19 protein-coding genes and 1 pseudogene are annotated in these 19,508 nt (G+C 66.8%); 3 read left to right on the forward strand and 17 right to left on the reverse strand.

Annotation, left to right across the window (positions count from 1 at the left end; genetic code table 11):
- Positions 1 to 108 precede the first annotated feature (108 nt).
- Genes EBS_RS06555 through surE form a run of 3 tightly spaced genes read right to left on the reverse strand, consistent with a single transcriptional unit; the run spans position 109 to position 2,091 of the window.
- Positions 109 to 687, reverse strand: coding sequence for a YqaA family protein (locus EBS_RS06555; RefSeq protein ID WP_043107888.1), 579 nt, complete (start codon positions 685 to 687; stop codon positions 109 to 111).
- A 4-nt stretch (positions 688 to 691) separates the two neighbouring features.
- Positions 692 to 1,348 carry a protein-L-isoaspartate(D-aspartate) O-methyltransferase gene (locus EBS_RS06560; protein ID WP_043107890.1) on the reverse strand — a complete coding sequence of 219 codons (657 nt, stop codon included), beginning with the start codon at positions 1,346 to 1,348 and terminating at the stop codon, positions 692 to 694.
- Positions 1,345 to 2,091, reverse strand: coding sequence for a 5'/3'-nucleotidase SurE (surE, locus tag EBS_RS06565; RefSeq protein ID WP_043107891.1), 747 nt, complete (start codon positions 2,089 to 2,091; stop codon positions 1,345 to 1,347). The genes EBS_RS06560 and surE overlap by 4 nt, the downstream gene beginning before the upstream one ends.
- A 134-nt stretch (positions 2,092 to 2,225) precedes the next feature.
- On the opposite strand from surE, the gene EBS_RS06570 reads away from it, so the two are divergent.
- A complete protein-coding gene (locus EBS_RS06570) occupies positions 2,226 to 2,759 on the forward strand; it encodes a Smr/MutS family protein (protein WP_043107892.1) in 534 nt (177 codons plus the stop codon).
- 9 nt (positions 2,760 to 2,768) lie between these two features.
- Here EBS_RS06570 and prpD read toward each other — a convergent pair whose 3' ends face one another.
- From prpD to recJ, 12 genes are all read right to left on the reverse strand, one after another.
- Positions 2,769 to 4,220 (reverse strand): 2-methylcitrate dehydratase, encoded by a 1,452-nt coding sequence (gene prpD / locus EBS_RS06575; RefSeq protein ID WP_043107893.1) that lies wholly within the window; start codon positions 4,218 to 4,220, stop codon positions 2,769 to 2,771.
- A 19-nt stretch (positions 4,221 to 4,239) separates the two neighbouring features.
- Complete coding sequence (gene prpC, locus EBS_RS06580) at positions 4,240 to 5,385, reverse strand: bifunctional 2-methylcitrate synthase/citrate synthase (RefSeq protein WP_043107895.1); 1,146 nt, start codon at positions 5,383 to 5,385, stop codon at positions 4,240 to 4,242.
- Positions 5,382 to 6,287 carry a methylisocitrate lyase gene (prpB, locus tag EBS_RS06585; RefSeq protein ID WP_043107898.1) on the reverse strand — a complete coding sequence of 302 codons (906 nt, stop codon included), beginning with the start codon at positions 6,285 to 6,287 and terminating at the stop codon, positions 5,382 to 5,384. The genes prpC and prpB overlap by 4 nt, the downstream gene beginning before the upstream one ends.
- A 32-nt stretch (positions 6,288 to 6,319) precedes the next feature.
- Positions 6,320 to 7,006 carry a GntR family transcriptional regulator gene (locus EBS_RS06590; RefSeq protein ID WP_043107899.1) on the reverse strand — a complete coding sequence of 229 codons (687 nt, stop codon included), beginning with the start codon at positions 7,004 to 7,006 and terminating at the stop codon, positions 6,320 to 6,322.
- Positions 7,003 to 8,928: a propionyl-CoA synthetase gene (locus tag EBS_RS06595; protein ID WP_269446332.1), complete on the reverse strand. Its 1,926-nt coding sequence runs from the start codon at positions 8,926 to 8,928 to the stop codon at positions 7,003 to 7,005. The genes EBS_RS06590 and EBS_RS06595 overlap by 4 nt, the downstream gene beginning before the upstream one ends.
- A gap of 202 nt (positions 8,929 to 9,130) precedes the next feature.
- On the reverse strand, positions 9,131 to 9,385 hold the full coding sequence (locus EBS_RS06600; protein WP_043107901.1) for an FAD assembly factor SdhE: 255 nt from the start codon (positions 9,383 to 9,385) through the stop codon (positions 9,131 to 9,133).
- Entirely contained in the window at positions 9,375 to 10,067 is a 693-nt protein-coding gene (locus EBS_RS06605; protein WP_043107903.1) for a succinate dehydrogenase iron-sulfur subunit, read from the reverse strand. Before EBS_RS06605 ends, EBS_RS06600 begins: the two co-directional genes overlap by 11 nt.
- A 14-nt stretch (positions 10,068 to 10,081) precedes the next feature.
- Positions 10,082 to 11,836, reverse strand: coding sequence for a succinate dehydrogenase flavoprotein subunit (gene sdhA / locus EBS_RS06610; RefSeq protein ID WP_043107904.1), 1,755 nt, complete (start codon positions 11,834 to 11,836; stop codon positions 10,082 to 10,084).
- Positions 11,833 to 12,177 (reverse strand): succinate dehydrogenase, hydrophobic membrane anchor protein, encoded by a 345-nt coding sequence (gene sdhD, locus EBS_RS06615; RefSeq protein ID WP_043107907.1) that lies wholly within the window; start codon positions 12,175 to 12,177, stop codon positions 11,833 to 11,835. Before sdhD ends, sdhA begins: the two co-directional genes overlap by 4 nt.
- A complete protein-coding gene (gene sdhC / locus EBS_RS06620; protein WP_043107909.1) occupies positions 12,174 to 12,560 on the reverse strand; it encodes a succinate dehydrogenase, cytochrome b556 subunit in 387 nt (128 codons plus the stop codon). The genes sdhD and sdhC overlap by 4 nt, the downstream gene beginning before the upstream one ends.
- Positions 12,561 to 12,788: 228 nt before the next feature.
- On the reverse strand, positions 12,789 to 13,307 hold the full coding sequence (gene yjgA, locus EBS_RS06625; protein ID WP_043107910.1) for a ribosome biogenesis factor YjgA: 519 nt from the start codon (positions 13,305 to 13,307) through the stop codon (positions 12,789 to 12,791).
- Positions 13,304 to 15,013: a single-stranded-DNA-specific exonuclease RecJ gene (gene recJ / locus EBS_RS06630; protein ID WP_043109377.1), complete on the reverse strand. Its 1,710-nt coding sequence runs from the start codon at positions 15,011 to 15,013 to the stop codon at positions 13,304 to 13,306. Before recJ ends, yjgA begins: the two co-directional genes overlap by 4 nt.
- 88 nt (positions 15,014 to 15,101) lie before the next feature.
- Between recJ and EBS_RS12895 the strand changes: the two genes are divergently transcribed.
- Positions 15,102 to 15,755, forward strand: coding sequence for a 4'-phosphopantetheinyl transferase family protein (locus tag EBS_RS12895; RefSeq protein ID WP_052199369.1), 654 nt, complete (start codon positions 15,102 to 15,104; stop codon positions 15,753 to 15,755).
- A gap of 31 nt (positions 15,756 to 15,786) precedes the next feature.
- Complete coding sequence (locus tag EBS_RS06640) at positions 15,787 to 16,590, forward strand: undecaprenyl-diphosphate phosphatase (RefSeq protein ID WP_043107911.1); 804 nt, start codon at positions 15,787 to 15,789, stop codon at positions 16,588 to 16,590.
- Here EBS_RS06640 and EBS_RS06645 read toward each other — a convergent pair whose 3' ends face one another.
- Both EBS_RS06645 and ppsA read right to left on the reverse strand, forming a co-directional pair.
- Positions 16,591 to 17,085, reverse strand: coding sequence for a SixA phosphatase family protein (locus tag EBS_RS06645; protein ID WP_043107912.1), 495 nt, complete (start codon positions 17,083 to 17,085; stop codon positions 16,591 to 16,593).
- 3 nt (positions 17,086 to 17,088) lie between these two features.
- Positions 17,089 to 19,458, reverse strand: a pseudogene (gene ppsA, locus EBS_RS06650) (phosphoenolpyruvate synthase).
- Between the last annotated feature and the right edge of the window lie 50 nt (positions 19,459 to 19,508).

Genomic DNA, 19,508 nt, shown 5'->3' on the forward strand with positions numbered 1-19,508 from the left:
CGTGAAGAACAACCGTTCAGCAGCAGGACCGAAACCACCAGGAGCAATATCCATCGCATCGCAGCTGTGGTCCGCTTCGGCATCTGGAATCTCTGTCCGACTGTCCGTTCAGTATCTGGCCACCGCCACTATGATGACCACCGCCAACAGCGTCAACCAACCGATCCAGTCCACCCAGCGGCGCAAATGCTGTTCCATGGCCTCGCCGCCCCAGGCCATCAGCAGGGCGACCAGCAGGAAACGCGCCCCCCGCCCGATGAAGGAGGCGATCACGAATGGTAGAAAGGGCATGCTCACGACCCCGGCGGTGATGGTGAACACCTTGTAGGGGATGGGCGAGAAGCCGGCCACGAAGATGGCCCAGAAACCCCAGGCCTCGAACCAGGAACGGGCCTGCTGATAGGCGTCCCAGTAACCCCCGTCGTGCAAGAAAGGCGTGATGGCATCGAAGGCCAGCCGACCGATCAGGTAACCCAGCGCGCCGCCGGCCACCGACGCCAGGGTGGTGAGCAGTGCCAGACGCCAGGCACGTTGCGGGCGCGCCATACTCATGGGTGCGAGCATCACGTCGGGCGGCACCGGAAAGAAGGACGACTCGGCGAAGCTCAGACCGACAAGGTACCAGCTCGCATGGGGGTGGCGCGCCCAGCGCATGACCTTGTCGTAGAGTATCGTGAACAGTTTCATGGGGTCAGCTCGTCCCCCCCAGCAGGGGCACGAAACTCACCCGCTCGAGAATCTCCTTGTCGTGCCCGCTGGCGGTGCGCCGCACCCTCACCAGCACCTGTTCACGCCCGCTGCCGATCGGCAGCACCATGCAACCACCAGGGCGCAGTTGCTCGACCAGGGCCAGCGGAATGCCGGGCGGCGCGGCGGTCACGATGATACCGTCGAACGGCGCATAGTGTGGCCAGCCCATGCTGCCATCGGCATACTTGGTGCGCACGTTCAGCAGGTTGAGCCGGTGGAAGCGCTGGCGCGCCGTCTTCAGCAGGGCCTCGATGCGCTCCACCGTGTAGACCCTGCGCACCAGCGGCGCCAGCACCGCGGTCTGGTAACCAGAGCCTGTACCGACCTCCAGCACGTTCTCGGGCGTGCCACACTCGAGCAGGGCCTCGGTCATGCGAGCCACGATGTAGGGCTGTGAGATGGTCTGGTTGTGCCCGATGGGCAGTGCGGTGTTCTCGTAAGCGCGCGAAGCCAGCGCCTCGTCCACGAACAGGTGGCGTGGCGTCTCCAGGATACGTTGCAGCACGCGCTCGTCCCGCACTCCCTGGGCGCGAATCTGTTCGACCAGGCGCTCACGGGTGCGGCGCGAGGTCATGCCGATGCCCTGCAGCGCCGTCATGTCGCCAGCCACTCCCCCAATACCGGCACCGCGGCATGCCGGGTCAGATCCACCTGCAAGGGCGTCACCGAGACATAGCCGTTACGCACGGCATGGAAATCGGTGCCCTCGCCTGCGTCCGCCTCGGGACCAGCCGCCCCCACCCAGTAGATGGGTCGGCCACGCGGGTCCTGCGCGCGCACCACCGGCTCGGCCTTGTGACGATGCCCCAGCCGGGTCGCACGAAAGCCCTTCACCTGCTCCCAGGGCAGGTCGGGCACATTGACATTGAGGATCAGCTGGTCGCCGGGCGAGCCCTCGCGGCGCAGCTTCTCGACCAGCATCACCGCCACCCGGGCGCCGGTCTCGTAGTACTGCGGCTCGTGTGTCCCCATGGAGATGGCGATCGCCGGATAACCCAGGAAACGCCCCTCGGTGGCCGCGGCCACGGTGCCGGAGTAGATCACGTCATCACCCATGTTCGGCCCCGAATTGATCCCCGAGACCACCATGTCGGGCTCGGTCTCGAGCAGGCCGGTGATCGCCAGATGCACGCAATCGGTCGGCGTCCCCTCGACACGCACGAAGCCATTCTCGACACAGCGCGCGCGGATCGGCAGCTCCAGGTTGAGCGAATTGCTCGCCCCGCTGCGGTCACGCTCGGGCGCCACCACGTCGATCTCGGCAAGCGGCGCCAGCGCCTCGGCCAACGCCTTCAGACCCGGTGCCAGATAACCGTCATCATTGCTGAGCAGGATTCGCATGCCTTCCGTCGTACCACTGCGGGAAAGGCGCAACTATACGGCATCCCCCGGCCTATCTCACCCTGCGTGGAGAGCGGATCCCACCCATGAAATCTTCGCTTGATCCTGCCGCCCTTTCCCGGTCCAATCGGGGGATGGCAAAAAAACCCGACATCCCCGAGGAAGAGCGCGCCCTGTTCCGCGAGGCAATGGCCGGTGTGCGCCCGCAACGCGCCGACCGGGTGGAGCCCTTTCGGGCGCGTCGCGCACCGCGCCCCCTGCAACACCCCGACGAGCAGCGCGAGCAGGAGCTGGCCGATCTCTCCATCGAGACCCCGGAATTCTTCGAGTTTCGCCGCCCCGGCATCCAGCACCGCCTGTTCCAGGACCTGCAACGCGGCCTGATCCCGCCGGAGGAAAGCCTGGACCTGCACGGCATGCGCGTCACCGAGGCGCGCAGAGCCTTCAGCCGCTTCCTCGGCGCCAGCCTGCGCCGGGGCCTGCGTTGCGTACGCATCGTGCACGGCAAGGGGCGCAACTCGCCCGACAGCCAGCCGGTACTCAAGCAGAAGACCTACCAATGGCTGTTGCAGAGCGAGGCGGTGCTGGCCTTCGTCTCGGCGCCGCGCTGGGACGGTGGCAGTGGCGCCACCTACGCGCTGCTCTCGCGCAAGGCCGGGCGTCGCTGAGCCCGGCCCTCAGACCACCATCAGCGCCATCACCTCGTCCACGCTGGTCTGCTCGAAGCGCTCCTGGTCGGCGCAGATCGCCAGCAGACGCTCGGCATGCTTGGGCGACAGCCGGCCGCGCACATAGCGTTCGAACTTCTCCACCAGTAGCGGGATGCCCTCATCGCGACGCCGGCGATGGCCGACCGGGTAGTCCACCACCACCTTGTCGGTGGCGCTGCCGTCGCGGAAGAACACCTGCACCGCGTTGCCGATGGCGCGCTTGTCGGGCTCCAGGTACTCGCGGGTGAAGCGCGGATTCTCCACCACCTCCATGCGTTCGCGCAGGGCGTCGATGCGCGGGTCGGCAGCCACCTCGTCTTCGTAGTCCTCGGCGGTGAGGCGGCCGAAGACCAGGGGCACGGCCACCATGTACTGCAGGCAGTGGTCGCGGTCGGCCGGGTTGTCCAGCGGACCGGTCTTGTTGATGATGCGGTCGGCCGACTCCTGAGTCTCGATGACGATGCGCTCGATCTGGTCGAGCCGGTCGCGAACCTGCGGGTGCAGCGCCAGCGCCGCCTCCACCGCGGTCTGCGCATGGAACTCGGCCGGGAAGCTGATCTTGAACAGGATGTTCTCCATCACATAGGTGCCATAGGACTGGCTGAAGCGCAGTTCCTGTCCCTTGAACAGCACATCCTGGAAGCCCCAGGTCGGCGCGGTGATCGCCGAGGGATAACCCATCTCGCCACGCTCGGCAAGCAGGGCCAGGAACAAGCAGCGTGCCGAGGCGTCGCCCGCAGCCCAGGACTTGCGCGAACCGGTATTCGGGGCATGCCGATAGGTACGCAGTGCCGAGCCGTCGATCCAGGCGTGCGAGACGGCGTTGCGGATCTCCTCGCGCGAGCAGCCCAGCATGCGCGCGGCCACCGCGGTAGAGGCGATGCGCACCAGCATCACGTGGTCCAGGCCGACGCGGTTGAAGCTGTTCTCCAGCGCGATCACCCCCTGGATCTCGTGGGCCTGGATCATGGCCTCGATCACCTCACGCAGGGTGAGCGAGGGCTCGCCACGTGCCAGCCGGCGGCGCGAGAGCCAATCGGCGAGCGCGAGGATGGCGCCGAGATTGTCCGAGGGATGGCCCCACTCGGCCGCCAGCCAGGTGTCGTTGTAGTCCAGCCAGCGCACCATGGCGCCGATGTTCCAGGCCGCGCGCACCGGGTCCAGCTCGTAGGAGGTACCGGGCACGCGCGCACCGCCGGGCAACAGGGCGCCAGGCACCACCGGGCCCAGCAGCTTGGTGCAGGCCGGGTAGTTCAGGGCGTACAGCCCACAGCCGATGGTATCCATCCAGCAGTAGCGGGCGGTCTGCATGGCCTCTTCGGAACGGGTGACATCGTAGTCGAGCACATAGTCGGCGATGTCGCGGATCACAGCATCGAATTCGGGACGCGCAGCGTCCAGCACGGCAGCCTTGGACATAACAACTCCTGTCGAATGATCAGCGTTGGGCCAGGGGCACGAAGGTGCGGTTCTCGGGCCCGGTGTAGTGTGCCGAGGGACGGATGATCTTGCCGTCCTCGCGCTGCTCGATGACGTGCGCGCCCCAGCCGGCGACGCGCGCGATAACGAACAGCGGGGTGAACAGGTCGGTGGGGATGCGCATCTGTCCGTAGGATACCGCCGAGAAGCAGTCGAGGTTGGGGAACATGTGCTTGAGTTCCCACATTACCGCCTCCAGACGCTCAGCGATATGGTAACGGGTGAGATCGCTGTTCTCTTCCGACAGCTCGCGTGCCACCGCCTTGATGATGTCGTTGCGCGGGTCGCCCACGGTGTAGACCGGGTGACCAAAGCCGATGACGATCTCGCGCCGCGCCACGCGCTCGCGGATGTCGGCCTCGGCCTCGTCGGCATCCCGGTAACGCGCCTGGATGCGATGGGCTTCCTCGTTGGCCCCGCCGTGCTTCGGCCCGCGCAAGGCGCCGATGGCCCCGGTGATGGCCGAATACAAATCGGACCCGGTGCCGGCGATCACCCGTGCGGTGAAGGTCGAGGCGTTGAACTCGTGCTCGGCATACAGGATCAGCGAGGTATGCATGGCGCGCACCCAGGAGGCTCGCGGCGCCTCGCCGTGCAGCAGATGCAGGAAGTGCGCACCGATGCTCTCGTCGTCGGTCTCGACCTCGATGCGCCGGCCGTTCTGCGCGAAGTGGTACCAGTACAGCAGCATGGAAGGAAAGGCCGCCATCAGGCGATCGATCAGGTCGCGCGCCTCCGCCGCCGGCTGGTCAGGCGCTTCGGGCTGTAACGAGCCGAGCACCGAGCAACCGGTGCGCAGCACGTCCATCGGATGCGCCGCCGGCGGCAGGGCCTCGAGTGCCTGGCGCAGTGCCGGCGGCAGCCCGCGCAGGGCACGCAGCTTCGCCTTGTAGGCCGCCAGCGTGGCGGCATCGGGCAACTCGCCGTGGATCAGCAGATAGGCCACCTCCTCGAACTCGCAGGCGGCGGCCAGGTCGCGGATGTCGTACCCGCGATAGTGCAGATCGTTGCCACTGCGCCCCACGGTACAGATGGCAGTATTGCCGGCCACGGTACCGGACAGGGCAACGGATTTCTTGGCACGGGGAAGTGTCTGTGCATTCATGATGTCGGCTCCTGCGGTTGTGCCGCCTCGGCGGCGAACAGCTCGTCGAGCTTGCGCTCGTAGTCGTGATAACCGAGAAAGGCGTACAACTCCTCACGGGTCTGCATGCTGTCGAGCACCGCACGCTGGGTGCCCTGCTCGCGCAGCACCTGGTAGACGCGCAACGCCGCGGCGTTGGCGGCACGGAAGGCCGATAGCGGGTAGAGCGCGATATGTACGCCAGCCGAGGCCAGTTCCTCCACGGTGAACAGCGGCGTGGCACCGAACTCGGTGATGTTCGCCAGCACCGGCACGCCCACCGCCTCGACGAACTCGCGGTACTGTTCGAGCGTGGTCATGGCCTCGGGGAAGATCATGTCGGCTCCGGCCTCGACGCACGCGACCGCGCGCTCGATGGCCGACTCCATGCCCTCCACTGCCAGCGCGTCGGTGCGCGCCATCACCACGAACTCGGGGTCAGTACGCGCATCGACCGCCGCCTTGATGCGATCGACCATCTCCTGCACGGGCACGATGGCCTTGTTCGGGCGATGACCGCAGCGCTTCTGCGCCACCTGGTCCTCGATGTGCATGGCTGCCGCACCGCACTTGATAAGCGAACGCACGGCGCGCGCAATGTTGAAGGCCCCGCCCCAGCCGGTATCCGCGTCCACCAGCACCGGCAGTTCGGTCACGTCGGTGATGCGCCGCAGGTCGGTGAGCACGTCCTCGAGCGTGGTGATGCCCAGGTCCGGGATGCCGCAGGAACCCGCAGCCACACCACCACCCGAGAGGTACAGCGCACGAAAGCCGGAGGCCTCGGCCAAACGGGCATGATAGGCGTTGATCGCCCCCACGCATTGCAGGGGCCTTTCCTGTTCGATGGCCTGGCGGAAGCGCCGGCCGGGGGAGTCACATGTCATGATGTCTTTTCACCTGTTTCATTGGGGTCGCGTCAATCCAGCACCGCGCACCGTCCCTGCCCGAGCATGCGCTCCACGTTCTCGCGCGAGGCGCGGATGTGGGCGCGCATCAACAGCTCGGCCATTTCGCCATCGCCGCGTTCGATGGCATCGACGATGCCCCGGTGCTCGTTCAGTGCCGCCGGTCCGCGCTCGCTGCGCATGCCGCACTGGCAGCGGTACATGCGGACCTGGTAGTAGAGGTCATTGCACAGCAGCTTGACCAGGTAGGCATTGCCGCTGCCCTGGATGACCCGGTAGTGGAAATCCACATCACCCGGCGCCTGGAAATAGGCATGCCCCGCATCCTCGCGGATCTGCTGCTCGTGGGCATCGAGCGTCTCGCGCAGTTGTGCCACCGCCTGCCGGTCCATGCGTGCCGCGGCCTGGCGCGCGGCGGTGCCCTCCAGCGCCTCGCGCACGTGGAAGATGTCGATCAGGCGCGCGCGGCTCAACTCGACCACCCGCGCACCCACGTTGGGCCGGCGTTCGATCAGGCCCATCGCAGCAAGCTGACCGATGGCCTCGCGCAGCGGCCCGCGACTGATGCCGAAGCGCGCCGCCAGCTCGGCCTCGCTGATCTTGCTGCCCGGCGGGATGGCGCCCTCGACGATGGCCTCGCGCAACTCGCAGAAGATGCGCTGCGACAGGGTGACCGCGGACTCGGCGCAGACACTCATTCGCCGCTTCCCGCATAACCCAGGCCGCGCAACGCCTCGGTGATCTCGTCGAGAATGGCCGGGTCGTCGATGGTCGCCGGCATGCGCCACTCGGCGCCGTCGGCAATCTTCGCCATGGTGCCGCGCAGGATCTTGCCCGAGCGCGTCTTGGGCAGACGCGCGACCACCGCCACCTGCTTGAAGGCGGCCACCGGGCCGATGCGTTCGCGCACCAGTGCGACCAGCTCGGCGCACAGCACCTCGCCCGCCTTCTGCGCCCCGGCCTTGAGCACCACCAGGCCCAGCGGCAACTGTCCCTTGAGCGCGTCGGCCACACCGATCACCGCGCATTCGGCCACGTCCGGGTGGCTGGCCAGCACCTCCTCCATGGCGCCGGTAGACAGGCGATGCCCGGCGACATTGATGACATCGTCGGTACGGCTCATGATCCACAGGTAGCCGTCCTCGTCGCGGTAGCCCGCGTCGCCGGTGAGATAGAACCCGGGATAGCGCGCCAGGTAGCTCTCGATGAAACGCTGATCGTTGCGCCACAGGGTGGGCAGACAGGAAGGCGGTAGCGGCAGGCGGATGACGATGTTCCCCATCTCCCCGGCCGGCAGCTCTTCGCCCTGCTCATCGAGGATGCGCACGTCGTAGCCGGGCATGGGCACACTCGGCGAACCGGGCTTGACCGGCAACACCTCGATACCCAGCGGATTGGCGGCGATGGCCCAGCCGGTCTCGGTCTGCCACCAGTGATCGATCACCGGCTTGCCCAGCTTTTCCTGCGCCCAGCCCAGGGTGTCGGGATCGCAGCGTTCGCCCGCGAGGAACAGGGCGCGCATGCACGAGAGATCGTATTGCGCCAGGTACTCGCCCTCGGGGTCTTCCTTCTTGATCGCGCGAAAGGCTGTAGGGGCAGTGAACAGCACCTTCACCCCGTATTCCGAGATCACCCGCCAGAAGGCGCCGGGATCGGGCGTGCCCACCGGCTTGCCTTCGTACATCACGGTGGTACAGCCGGCCAGCAGCGGACCGTAGACGATGTAGCTGTGACCAACCACCCAGCCCACGTCCGAGGCGGCCCAGAACAGGTCGCCGGCGCGCACGTCGTAGATATTGTGCATCGACCACAACATGGCCACCGCATGCCCACCGTTGTCGCGCACCACGCCCTTGGGCTGGCCCGTGGTGCCCGAGGTGTAGAGGATATAGAGTGGATCGGTGGCCGCCACCGGCACGCAGTCGGCAGGCTCGGCAGTAGCCGTCGCCTGCGCCCAGTCGACGTCACGGCCGTCGATCATGCTTGCTGGTCGCCGCGGGCGTTGCAGGATGACGCAATGCTCGGGCTTGTGCGACACACTGGCGATCGCCTCGTCGAGCAAGGGCTTGTATTCGACGATGCGGTTCGGCTCGATGCCGCAGGAGGCGCTGACGATCACCTTCGGCTCGGCGTCCTCGATACGAGTCGCCAGCTCGCGCGCCGCGAAGCCGCCGAACACCACCGAGTGAATGGTCCCCAGGCGCGCGCTAGCCAGCATGGCAATGGTCGCCTCGGGCACCATGGGCATGTAGATCAGTACCCGGTCGCCCTTCTCCACGCCCAGCCCGCGCAGTACCCCGGCGAAGCGCGCCACTTCGTCGCGCAGTTGCGCATAGGTGTAGCGGCGCTTGCTCTCGGTTACCGGCGAGTCCCAGATCAGCGCATCCTGGTCACCGCGCCCCGCGGCCACGTGCCGATCCAAGGCGTTGTGGCAGGTATTGAACTCACCACCGACGAACCAGCGCGGCACCGGCTTCGTCGTGCGGTCGAGCACCTGCTCCCACGGCTTGTGCCATTCCAGCGCCTGCGCTGCCTCGCCCCAGAACCCCTCGGGGTCGCGTAACGAACGTTCGTAGATCTCGTGGTAGCGGTCCATGTCTCCCCCTTGCCATGGCTGCATGATGTTTTTTCTCTCAACCAGCACCCTGAGGCCTCCACCCCCCTTGTCGAGGGGAAACGGAAACCCCATACCGCGCTTTACCCGCTTCGCCCTCTCGCCCCCTCACAAGGGAGGAGGAAAGCGACCAGATTGTCGACAATATAGCGCATGATCCGCCTCATACAACAGGAATCTGGATTTGAAAGCTCAATATTGTCGACAATCAGTCGGCGGGAGTCAGGCGCCGCAGATGCTCCACCAGGGCATGGAGCCGAGCATCGGCAGGGCGTTCATCGAGCAGCAGCCAGCGCTGGAGCTGAGGATTTTCTTCACCGAGCAGGCACCGGAAGGCCGCCTGCTCCGCGGCGGCCGCAGTGGCATAGTGACGTTCCAGGTAAGCCAGCAGGATCTCGTCGAGTTCGAGCATGCCGCGCCGGCATTGCCAGCGCAGGCGCGCCAGTTCCCGCTCAGATGGCATGTCCGAGCATCAGTTGCTTGATATGCCCGATGGCGCGGGTGGGATTCAGGCCCTTGGGGCAGACCTCGACGCAATTCATGATGGTGTGACAGCGGAACAGCCGGTAAGGACCTTCGAGTGCGTCGAGCCGTTCCTCGGTGGCCTGGTCGCGGCTGTCGGCGAGAAAACGCCAGGCAGTGAGCAGTGCCTGCGGCCCATGGAACTTGTCGGGGTTCCACCAGAAGGACGGGCAGGCGGTCGAGCAGCAACCGCAAAGGATACATTCGTACAGACCGTCGAGACGCTCGCGCTCGGCCGGACTTTGACGAATCTCCTGCTCGGGCATGGGATCCTTGCGCACCAACCAGGGCGTGACCGCGCGGTACTGCGCATAGAACTGGCTCATGTCCACCACCAGGTCGCGGACGATAGGCCGCCCCGGCAACGGCCGGACAGTTACCGGCGCCTTGAGGTCGGCTACCGCGGTGATACAGGCCAGGCGGTTGCTGCCATTGACGTTTACCGCATCCGAGCCGCACACCCCCTCGCCGCAGGAATGACGAAAGGCGAAGGACTCGTCCTGACGCTTGATCTCGAGCAAGGCGTCACGCAGCATCATGCCGCGCCAGGTCTCGATCTCGAGGGACTGCAGATGCGGCGCCTCGTCGGACTCCGGGTTGTAGCGCGAGACCAGGAATTGCACGGTACAGGCCCTCTTCAGTACACCCTTTCCTTCGGCGGGAAGCTCTCGACGGTCAGCGGCCGGGTGTGTACCGGCTTGTAGTCGAGACGATCGTCCTCGCGGAAGTACAGGGTGTGTTTCATCCAGTTCACATCGTCACGCTCGGGATAGTCGGGCCGCGAGTGCGCGCCCCGGCTCTCGCGCCGCGCCAGCGCCGAGACCGCGATCGCCATGCCGCAGTCGATCAGGTTCTCCAGCTCCAGCGCCTCGATACGCGCGGTGTTGAAGATCCGCGAATGATCACGCAGACACACGGCGTCGAGTTCCTCTCGCAGCGCGCGCAGCTGTTCCAGTCCCTCGCTCATGATCTCCTCGGTGCGGAAGACACCGGCGTGATCCTCCATCGCCTTGCGGAAGGCGTCGCGCAGTTCGCGCACCGTGGGCCCGTCGCCCTTGCGATCCCAGCGGTTCAGGCGCGCCATGGCCTGCTCCACACTGGCCTCGTCGAGCGGCCGGTGATGACGGCCGAGCTGCTCGCGCAGGTCCAGGCCGGCGGCACGCCCGAACACCAGGATGTCGAGCAGGGAATTCCCACCCAGGCGGTTGGCGCCATGCACCGAGACACAGGCGCACTCGCCCGCAACATACAGACCCGGAACGACCTCCTCACCGGTCCCGTGCGGCACCAGCACCCGCCCGAAGCGGTCGGTGGGGATGCCGCCCATGGCATAGTGCGCGGTCGGGAATACCGGCAGCGGTTCCTTCGGCGCATCCACCCCGGCGAAGATGCGCCCGGTCTCGCGGATTCCGGGCAGACGCTGGTTGATGATCTCCTCACCCAGGTGATCCAGCTTGAGCAACACGTGATCGCCATTCGGACCGCAGCCCCGCCCCTCCTTGACCTCGGTGACGATGGCGCGCGAAACCACATCGCGACTGGCCAGGTCCTTGGCGTTGGGGGCGTAGCGCTCCATGAAGCGTTCGCCGTCCTTGTTGATCAGGTAACCGCCCTCCCCGCGCACCCCTTCGGTGATGAGCATGCCCTTGCCGGCGATACCGGTGGGATGGAACTGGAAGAACTCCATGTCCATCAGCGGAATGCCGGCACGCAGCGCCATCGCCATGCCGTCGCCGGTATTGATGTGCGCATTGGAAGTGGTACGGAACACCTGCCCACAACCGCCGGTGGCCAGCACCGTAGCCTTGGCCTCGATCAACAGCGGCTCACCATTCTCGATCTCCAGCACCAGGGCGCCGAGGATGGCGCCTTCGTCGTCGCGGATCAGGTCGATGGCAAAGTATTCGTCGAAGAAATGGGTACGCGCGCGCAGGTTCTGCTGATACAGGGTATGCAGGATGGCATGCCCGGTACGGTCGGCCGCGGCGCAGGTGCGCGCCGCCTGGGGACCACCGAAGTTCTGGCTCTGGCCGCCGAAGGCGCGCTGGTAGATCTTGCCATTGTCCAGGCGCGAGAACGGCACCCCGGCGTGTTCCAGCTCATACACCGTGGGAATGGCCTCGCGGCACATGTACTCGATGGCGTCCTGGTCGCCGAGCCAGTCCGAACCCTTCACGGTATCGAACATGTGCCAGTGCCAGTTGTCGGGCAACACGTTGGCTAACGCCGCATTCACCCCGCCCTGCGCGGCCACGGTATGCGAACGGGTGGGAAACACCTTGGAGACCACGGCGACCCGGAAATCCGAATCCGCCAGTTGCAGGGCGGCGTTCAGGCCAGCGCCACCGGCACCGATGATCAAGGCATCGAAACGTCTGCGCGCCAGGGTCATGAGTGCAACCTCGCGAGCAGCAGCGCCTGCGCGGCCCACAGGCCACAGGCCACCAGTCCGAAGCCGACCAGTGCCAGCAGGGAGATACGCAAGGCCAGCGGGCGCACGTAGTCGAGCAACACGTCACGCATGCCTATCCAGGCATGCAACAGCAGGGCCAGCACATACAGCAGGGTGGCCACTGACATCAGCGGCTGCGCGAACAGGTCGCGCCAATGGCGCCAGTCGCCATGCCCGCCCGCCAGCATCAGCGCCAGCAGGTACAGGGTGAACAGGCCGAGGTAGATGGCCGTGATGCGTTGCAACACCCAGGCGCGCAGGCCCGATGCCGTACGACTCATAACAGCCCCCATGCAAGCAACAATGCGAACAGCGGCGCGGCCAACAGTACCAGCCAGGCGGTGATACTCGCCATGGTCTTGTCCACGCCCAGATCCACGTCGATCAGCAGGTAACGCAGGCCGGCCAGCAGGTGATGCAACACCGACCACAGCAGGCCGAACAACAGCATCGCGCCCAGCGGGCTGTGCAACCAGTCGGCGATCTGCCGGAACTCGGCCTCGCTACGCAAGGAACGATCGAGCAGATAGATCATGAAAGGCACCGCCAGGAACATCAGCACCCCGGTGATGCGGTGCACGATGGACATCACCCCGGCGACGGGGAGACGGATCTGCAACAGGTTCAGATGAACGGGCCGGTCCCCGGCACCCTTGAGTGACATGTTCGTGGTCCACATGGTTGATGAGGGTAACGCGATGCCTGTTGTCTACCTTAACACCCGCGGGCGGCGACAGGGACCGTCGGCTAGCATGATTTGTTTCAATCCAATAGTAGCGTAGTAGCCCGGATGCAGCACAACGGGACCCGGAAACGCCCGCGGACCGTTCAGCCCGAGGACGGGCCTCCTGCAGGGCAGGAGCAGCGTCCCCGCCGCAAACCATTCGACCGCCTACAGGCCACTCAGCTCACGCAGGTGACGGAACAACCGGCGCGATGCCCCTGCGGGCTTGCCGGTGTCGCGCTCGCGGCGCGCGTCGCGGATCAGTTGCCGAAGCTGCTGGCGGTCAAGCCCCGGCCACTCGGCCGCCGCCTCGCCGATCAGCGCGTCGCCCTCGGCGATCAGGCGGTCGCGCCAGCGCTCAAGGCGGTGAAAGACCCGGTTGACCTCGACCTGCTGCGACTGCCGGTCTTCCAGGTCTTCCAGATAGATCCGCAGGTTGTCGAAGTCCTCGTCGGCCAGTTGCTTGAGGCAGTACTTGAGCTGGCGCTTGCGCGCGCCCGAGGGACGGATGGCGCGGACCTTGCCGATCTCGGCGATGGCGTCTTCATCCAGGCCGAGGCGCGCCAGCTCGTGGTCGTTCAGCCCGGTGGCCCGTTCGAGCAGCTCGGCGCGGGCGGCGATCTCGCGCTTGAGCGCGGTCTTATTGGGGCGCTGGCCTCGTTCGCGTGGCGTTTTTTCCTCGGTCATGCCGGCTCCAGGTGTTCGATGAGCAGTTGCAAGCTCTCGCGCCCGCGCCACTCGTTGACATCCAGGCGATAGGCTAGACGCGCACGTGGCGGTAGTTCAGGATGACGCTCCACGGCGCGGAAGGCAATGGCGTCGAGTGCCTGATCGCCACCTTCGGGACGCACTACCAGCTTCCAGTGCTGCTCACCAACGATGCGCGAAGAGAGGATCTCGAAACAGCCGTCGAACAGCGGCTCGGGAAAGGCCTGGCCCCAGGGAGCACCAGCAGCGATCTGCCGCGCCGTCTCCAGGTTCAGCGCCTCCGGCGCCACCTCGCCGTCCGAGGGTATCAGCGGCTGCAGGTCCTCGGGCGTGAGCCTGTCGCGCACCACCGCATCGAAGGCCCGCGCAAAGGCGGCGAGATGCTCGCGACGCAGGCTCAGTCCCGCGGCCATGGCATGCCCGCCGAACTTCTCCAGCAGGTCCGGGTGCCGCGCCGCCACCGCATCCAGCGCATCGCGGATGTGCAGACCGGGGATGGAGCGCGCAGAGCCCTTCAACCACTCTCCGTCGGCCGCGGCAAAGGCGATCACCGGCCGGTGACAACGCTCCTTGATGCGCGAGGCGAGGATACCGATCACCCCCTGGTGCCAGTCCTCGCGGAACAAACACAGGCCCCAGTCGAGCTCGCCCTCGGGCCGCCACTCGGCGAGCATGGCCTCGGCCTGGCGTTGCATGCCCTGCTCGATCTGGCGGCGCTCGCGGTTGAGGCGGTCCAGTTCCTGCGCCAGCGGCCGGGCAACCTCGAGCGAATCGGCCAGCAGGCAGGCAATGCCGCGTGACATGTCATCCAGTCGGCCAGCGGCGTTGAGGCGGGGCCCCACTGCAAAACCCATGTCCGCGGCCCGCACCCTCCTGTGGTCGCGCCCGGCGGCCTCCAGCAGGGCGAGGATGCCGGGCCGGCAGTCGCCTGCGCGGATGCGCGCCAGGCCCTGGTGCACGAGAATGCGGTTGTTGTGATCCAGGGGCACCACATCGGCCACCGTTCCCAGGGCCACCAGGTCGAGGAACTGCGCCATGTTCGGCGGCTCGATGCCGCGCCGTGCAAACCAGTCCCGGCGATGCAGCTCGGCGCGCAAGGCCAGCAGCACATAGAAGATCACTCCCACCCCGGCAATGGCCCCGGAAGGAAAGTCGTTGCCGGGCGCGTTGGGGTTCACGATCACCGCCGCCTCCGGCAGGCGCTCGCCCGGCAGGTGATGGTCGGTGACGATCACGGGGATTCCGGCGGCATTGGCCGCGTCCACGCCCTCGATGCTGGAGATGCCGTTATCCACGGTGATCAGCAGGTCAGGCGCGCGCTCGCACGCCAGGGCCACGATTTCGGGTGTCAGGCCATAGCCGTACTCGAAGCGATTGGGCACCAGGCACTCGATGTCGGCATGACCCATGGCGCGCACCGCCAGCAGGCTCAGGGCGCAACTGGTGGCGCCATCGGCATCGAAGTCACCCACCACCAACAGGCGGCCGCCGACCTCCATGACGTCGGCGATGCGGGCCGCCGCACGGTCTGCGCCGGTCATGCGCCCCGGCGGGATCAGGGCCGAGAGGGAGCGTTCCAGTTCCCGCGCCTCGCGTACCCCACGCGCGGCGTAGATGCGCCGCAATACCTCGGGCAGGTCGGCAGGCAGGTCGACGCCGGCCAGCGACACCTGGCGGCGCTCGATACTGGGGACAGCAATGTCGTCGGGCAGGGAGCGAGCGGTCACGGCGATTCATGCGGTTCGAGAGAGCGGAGATAGTACCATTGCCGACATGCCGACGAAGCCGACAGAGTGGTACCCCCGCGCCGAACCGCCCCCGCTGGCCGCCGACGAGATCCACGTCTGGCACGCCCGGCTGGCTGCCCTGCCCTGCCGCCGCGACTGGCTGGCCGATGGCGAACGTGCGCGCCTCGGTTCGGCCACACCACCAACCGACTTCTGCGCCACGCGCAGCCTGCTGCGCCACCTGCTCGGACACTATCTCGGCTGTACGCCACAGGCCGTCCCCATCGTGCTCGCGCCGAGCGGCAAGCCCGCCCTGCGAGAGGATCTGCTGCACTTCAACCTCAGCCATGCCGGCGGCCAGCTGCTGATCGCGGTCTCGCGCGACCTGTCGCTCGGCATCGATTGCGAATCGCCACGCCCGCTACGACACGCCGAGCGTATCGCCCGCCGCCTGTTCGATGCCGACGACTACCGGGCCTGGGAGGCCGGCGGCCGGGATCCGGCCCACTTCTTTCGCCTGTGGACCGCTATGGAGGCCCGTCAGAAATGTCTGGGCGGCGGCCTGTTCGGCCAGCGCCCGACCGGCACCCCACCGGCCTGCCGGATATTCGAGGTCGAGGGCCTGCCCGCCTGCCTGGCCTGGCAGCCGGCGAGTCGCCAGCCACGGGTCAGCTTGTGGCGCTGGAACGGCAAGTTATAATCGCGGCCCTCACTCCACCCGGCGAAACATCATGGACCCGATGCAGATCCTCCTGCTCGCACTGGTGCAGGGCCTCACCGAATTCCTGCCCATCTCGAGCTCCGGCCACCTGATCCTGGCCCCGCACCTGTTCGGCTTTGCCGATCAGGGCCTGGTACTGGACGTGGCGGTCCACTTCGGCACACTGATCGCGGTGGTCGGCTATTTCCGGCGCGACATCTGGCAGATCGCCCGTGGCTGGTTGATCGCCCTGCCAGCGAGCCGCCCGGCCAACCCCGAGGCACGCCTGGGGTGGGCCATCATCATCGGCGTACTGCCGGTGGTTGTGGTCGGTCTGCTGCTCAAGGACTTCGTCGAGTCGGAGTTGCGCCAGGCGTGGATCATCGCCGCCACCACCATCGTTTTCGGCCTGTTGCTGGGCTGGGCCGACTGGCGTGCGCAGCGCGAGCGCGACATCGCGCGACTGGGCATCCGCGATGCACTGCTGATCGGCCTGGCGCAGGTGCTGGCACTGGTGCCCGGCACCTCGCGCTCCGGCATCACCATGACCGCCGGTCTGATGCTGGGCTTCACCCGCGAGGCCGCCGCACGCTTCTCCTTCCTGCTGTCGATACCGACCATCCTCGGCTCCTCCATCCTGATCCTGCGCGACGTGCTTGCCGCACCCGAAACGGTGGATCCGACAGTGCTGGCCTCGGCCGTGGGACTTTCCGCGCTCACTGCCTGGGCCTGCATCCATTACTTCCTCGCCTTCATCGAGCGCATCGGCATGTGGCCCTTCGTGATCTACCGGCTGCTGCTCGGCGCGGTGATCCTGCTGGTACTGGCCGGCTGATCAGGCCAGGACACGCGGCGGCACCAGCCAGCGCAGCTCCCCGCAGCCGGGGCGGACTGCCGCCCAGTCGTCGATGGCCAGGTCGATGCGCGCCATGGCGGCAGTGGGGAAACGCAGGCGCCCGCCCCCGGCCAGCAGGGCAACCAACTCGCCCAGCGCCGGTTGGTGGCCGGTGAGCAGCAGGCGTCGAACCGGCTGGTCGAATCCTTGCAGAAAGGTCAGCAGGTCCTCACCGTCGAAGACGTAGAGCGTGTCGCGGATCGCGACCGGGCACTCCCAGCCGCCGGCACGGTGCGCGCGCCGCAGGGTGTCGCGTGCGCGCAGCGCCGGCGAACTGAGCGCGAGATCGGGCAGCTCCCCGGCCTCGGCCAGCCAACGCCCCATGCGCTTCGCCGCACGTTTGCCCTTCCCCTTCAGCGGCCGCTCGAGATCCGCCGCATCGGAGTCCCAGTCGGACTTGCCCTTGCCGTGCCGGAACAGCAGCAGGGAGCGCATGCTTCAGTCGGTATCGCGTCTGGCCAGGCGCAGCCAGGTATCGACCACAGTGTGTCGGGATTGAGCGAGAGCGACTCGATGCCCTTCGCCACCAGCCATTCGGACAGGTCGGGATGGTCAGAGGGTCCCTGGCCGCAGATACCGATGTACTTGCCCGCCCGGCGCGCGGCGTCGATGGCCATCTCCAGCATCTTCAGCACCGCCGGGTTGCGCTCGTCGAAACGATCGGCGACCAGCGCCGAGTCGCGATCCAGCCCCAGGGTGAGCTGGGTCATGTCATTGGAACCGATGGAGAAGCCGTCGAAGTGGGCAAGGAATTCGTCGGCCAGCACCGCGTTCGACGGCAGCTCGCACATCATGATGATCTTCAGCCCGTCCTCGCCGCGCCGCAGGCCGTTGTCCGCGAGCAGGGCGATCACCCCCTCGGCCTCCTCGAGCGTGCGCACGAAGGGCACCATGATCTGCAGGTTCTTCAGGCCCATGGTCTCGCGCACGTAACGGATGGCTTCGCATTCCATCTCGAAGCAGGGGCGGAAACGCTCGCTGAGATAGCGCGAGGCCCCGCGGAAGCCGATCATGGGGTTCTCCTCGTGCGGCTCGTAAAGTTCGCCGCCGAGCAGATTGGCGTACTCGTTGGACTTGAAGTCCGACAGGCGCAGGATCACCGGCTGCGGCGCAAAGGCGGCGGCGATGGTGGACACGCCCTCGGCCACACGCTTGATGAAGTACTCACGCGGCCCGCCCCAGGCGGCGATGCGTTCGGCGAGCTGCGCGCGCAGCCCGGCATCGAGCCGCTCGAACTCGAGCAGTGCCTGCGGGTGAATGCCGACCATGTTGTTGACGATGAACTCCAGCCGCGCCAGCCCGACCCCGTGGTTGGGGATCTGCGCGAAGCTGAAGGCGCGCTCGGGATTGCCGACGTTCATCATGATCTTCACCGGCACCTCGGGCATCGAGTCGAGCTCGACGCGGTGCACCTCGAAGGGCAGCTGCCCCTCGTAGACCAGGCCGGTATCCCCCTCGGCGCAGGACACGGTGACCTCGGCGCCATCCGGGATGCTGGCCGTGGCGTCCCCGCAGCCGACCACCGCGGGCACACCCAGTTCGCGCGCGATGATGGCGGCATGACAGGTACGCCCACCGCGGTTGGTGACGATGGCCGCGGCACGCTTCATGATCGGCTCCCAGTCGGGATCGGTCATGTCGGTGACCAGCACATCACCTTCCTGCACCTTGTCCATCTCGTCCAGGCTGAGGATGACCCGCGCCGCGCCCTGGCCGATACGCGCGCCAATGGAGCGCCCCTCGGCCAGCACCGGGCCACGCTCCTTCAACGCGTAACGCTCCAGCACCCGGCCGCTGTGGCTCTGCACGGTCTCCGGCCGCGTGCACGATGTAGAGCTGTCCATCGAGGCCGTCGAGCGCCCACTCGATATCCATGGGACGCTGGTAATGCCGTTCGATGGCCATTGCCTGGCGCGCCAGCTCCTGGACCTGAGCATCGTCAATGCAGAACCGGTTGCGCTCGGCCTCGGGCACGTCCACCACCTGCACCGGGCTGTCACCGCCGACGGCATATACCATCTTGATCGCCTTGGCACCCAGGGTGCGCCGCAACACCGCCGGCCGCCCTGCCTCCAGGGTGGGCTTGTGGACGTGGAACTCGTCGGGATTGACAGCGCCCTGCACCACCATTTCGCCCAACCCATAGCTGCCGGTGATGAATACGGTGTCACGGAAGCCGCTCTCGGTATCCAGGGTGAACATCACCCCCGAGGCGCCGATGTCGGAACGCACCATCTTCTGTACCGCGGCCGACAGCGCCACCTGGCTGTGATCGAAGCCCTGGTGCACCCGGTAGGCAATGGCGCGGTCGTTGAACAGCGAGGCGAACACCTCGTGCACCGCTTGCTTGACGTTCTCCAGGCCCTGCACGTTGAGGAAGGTCTCCTGCTGGCCGGCGAAGGAGGCCTCCGGCAGGTCTTCTGCGGTGGCCGAGGAGCGCACCGCCCAGCTCGCCTCGGCCCCGTACTCGGCCTCCAGCTCGCGGTAGGTTGCCTCCAGCGCCCGCTCGAAGGCGGGTGGAAAGGGCGTCTCGAGTATCCATTGCCGGACCTGCGCCCCAACCTGGGCCAGGCGGCGCACATCACCCACGTCCAGCTCCGCGAGCAACGCGTCGATGCGCTCGGCCAGGCCATCGTGGGCCAGGAACTCGCGGTAGGCCTGTGCCGTGGTGGCAAAACCGTCAGGCACCCGGACCAGGCCATCGGCGGTGAGGTTGCGCAGCATCTCGCCAAGCGACGCATTCTTGCCGCCGACCTTGTCCACGTCGCTCATCTGCACCTCGTGCAGACGCAGGATGTACTCGCTCATGATCTTCTTACCATCGACCAGAAAAATGGTTAGACTGGGTTGCGTGTTAG

This window comes from endosymbiont of unidentified scaly snail isolate Monju (assembly GCF_000801295.1).
Lineage (GTDB): Bacteria > Pseudomonadota > Gammaproteobacteria > Chromatiales > Chromatiaceae > MONJU.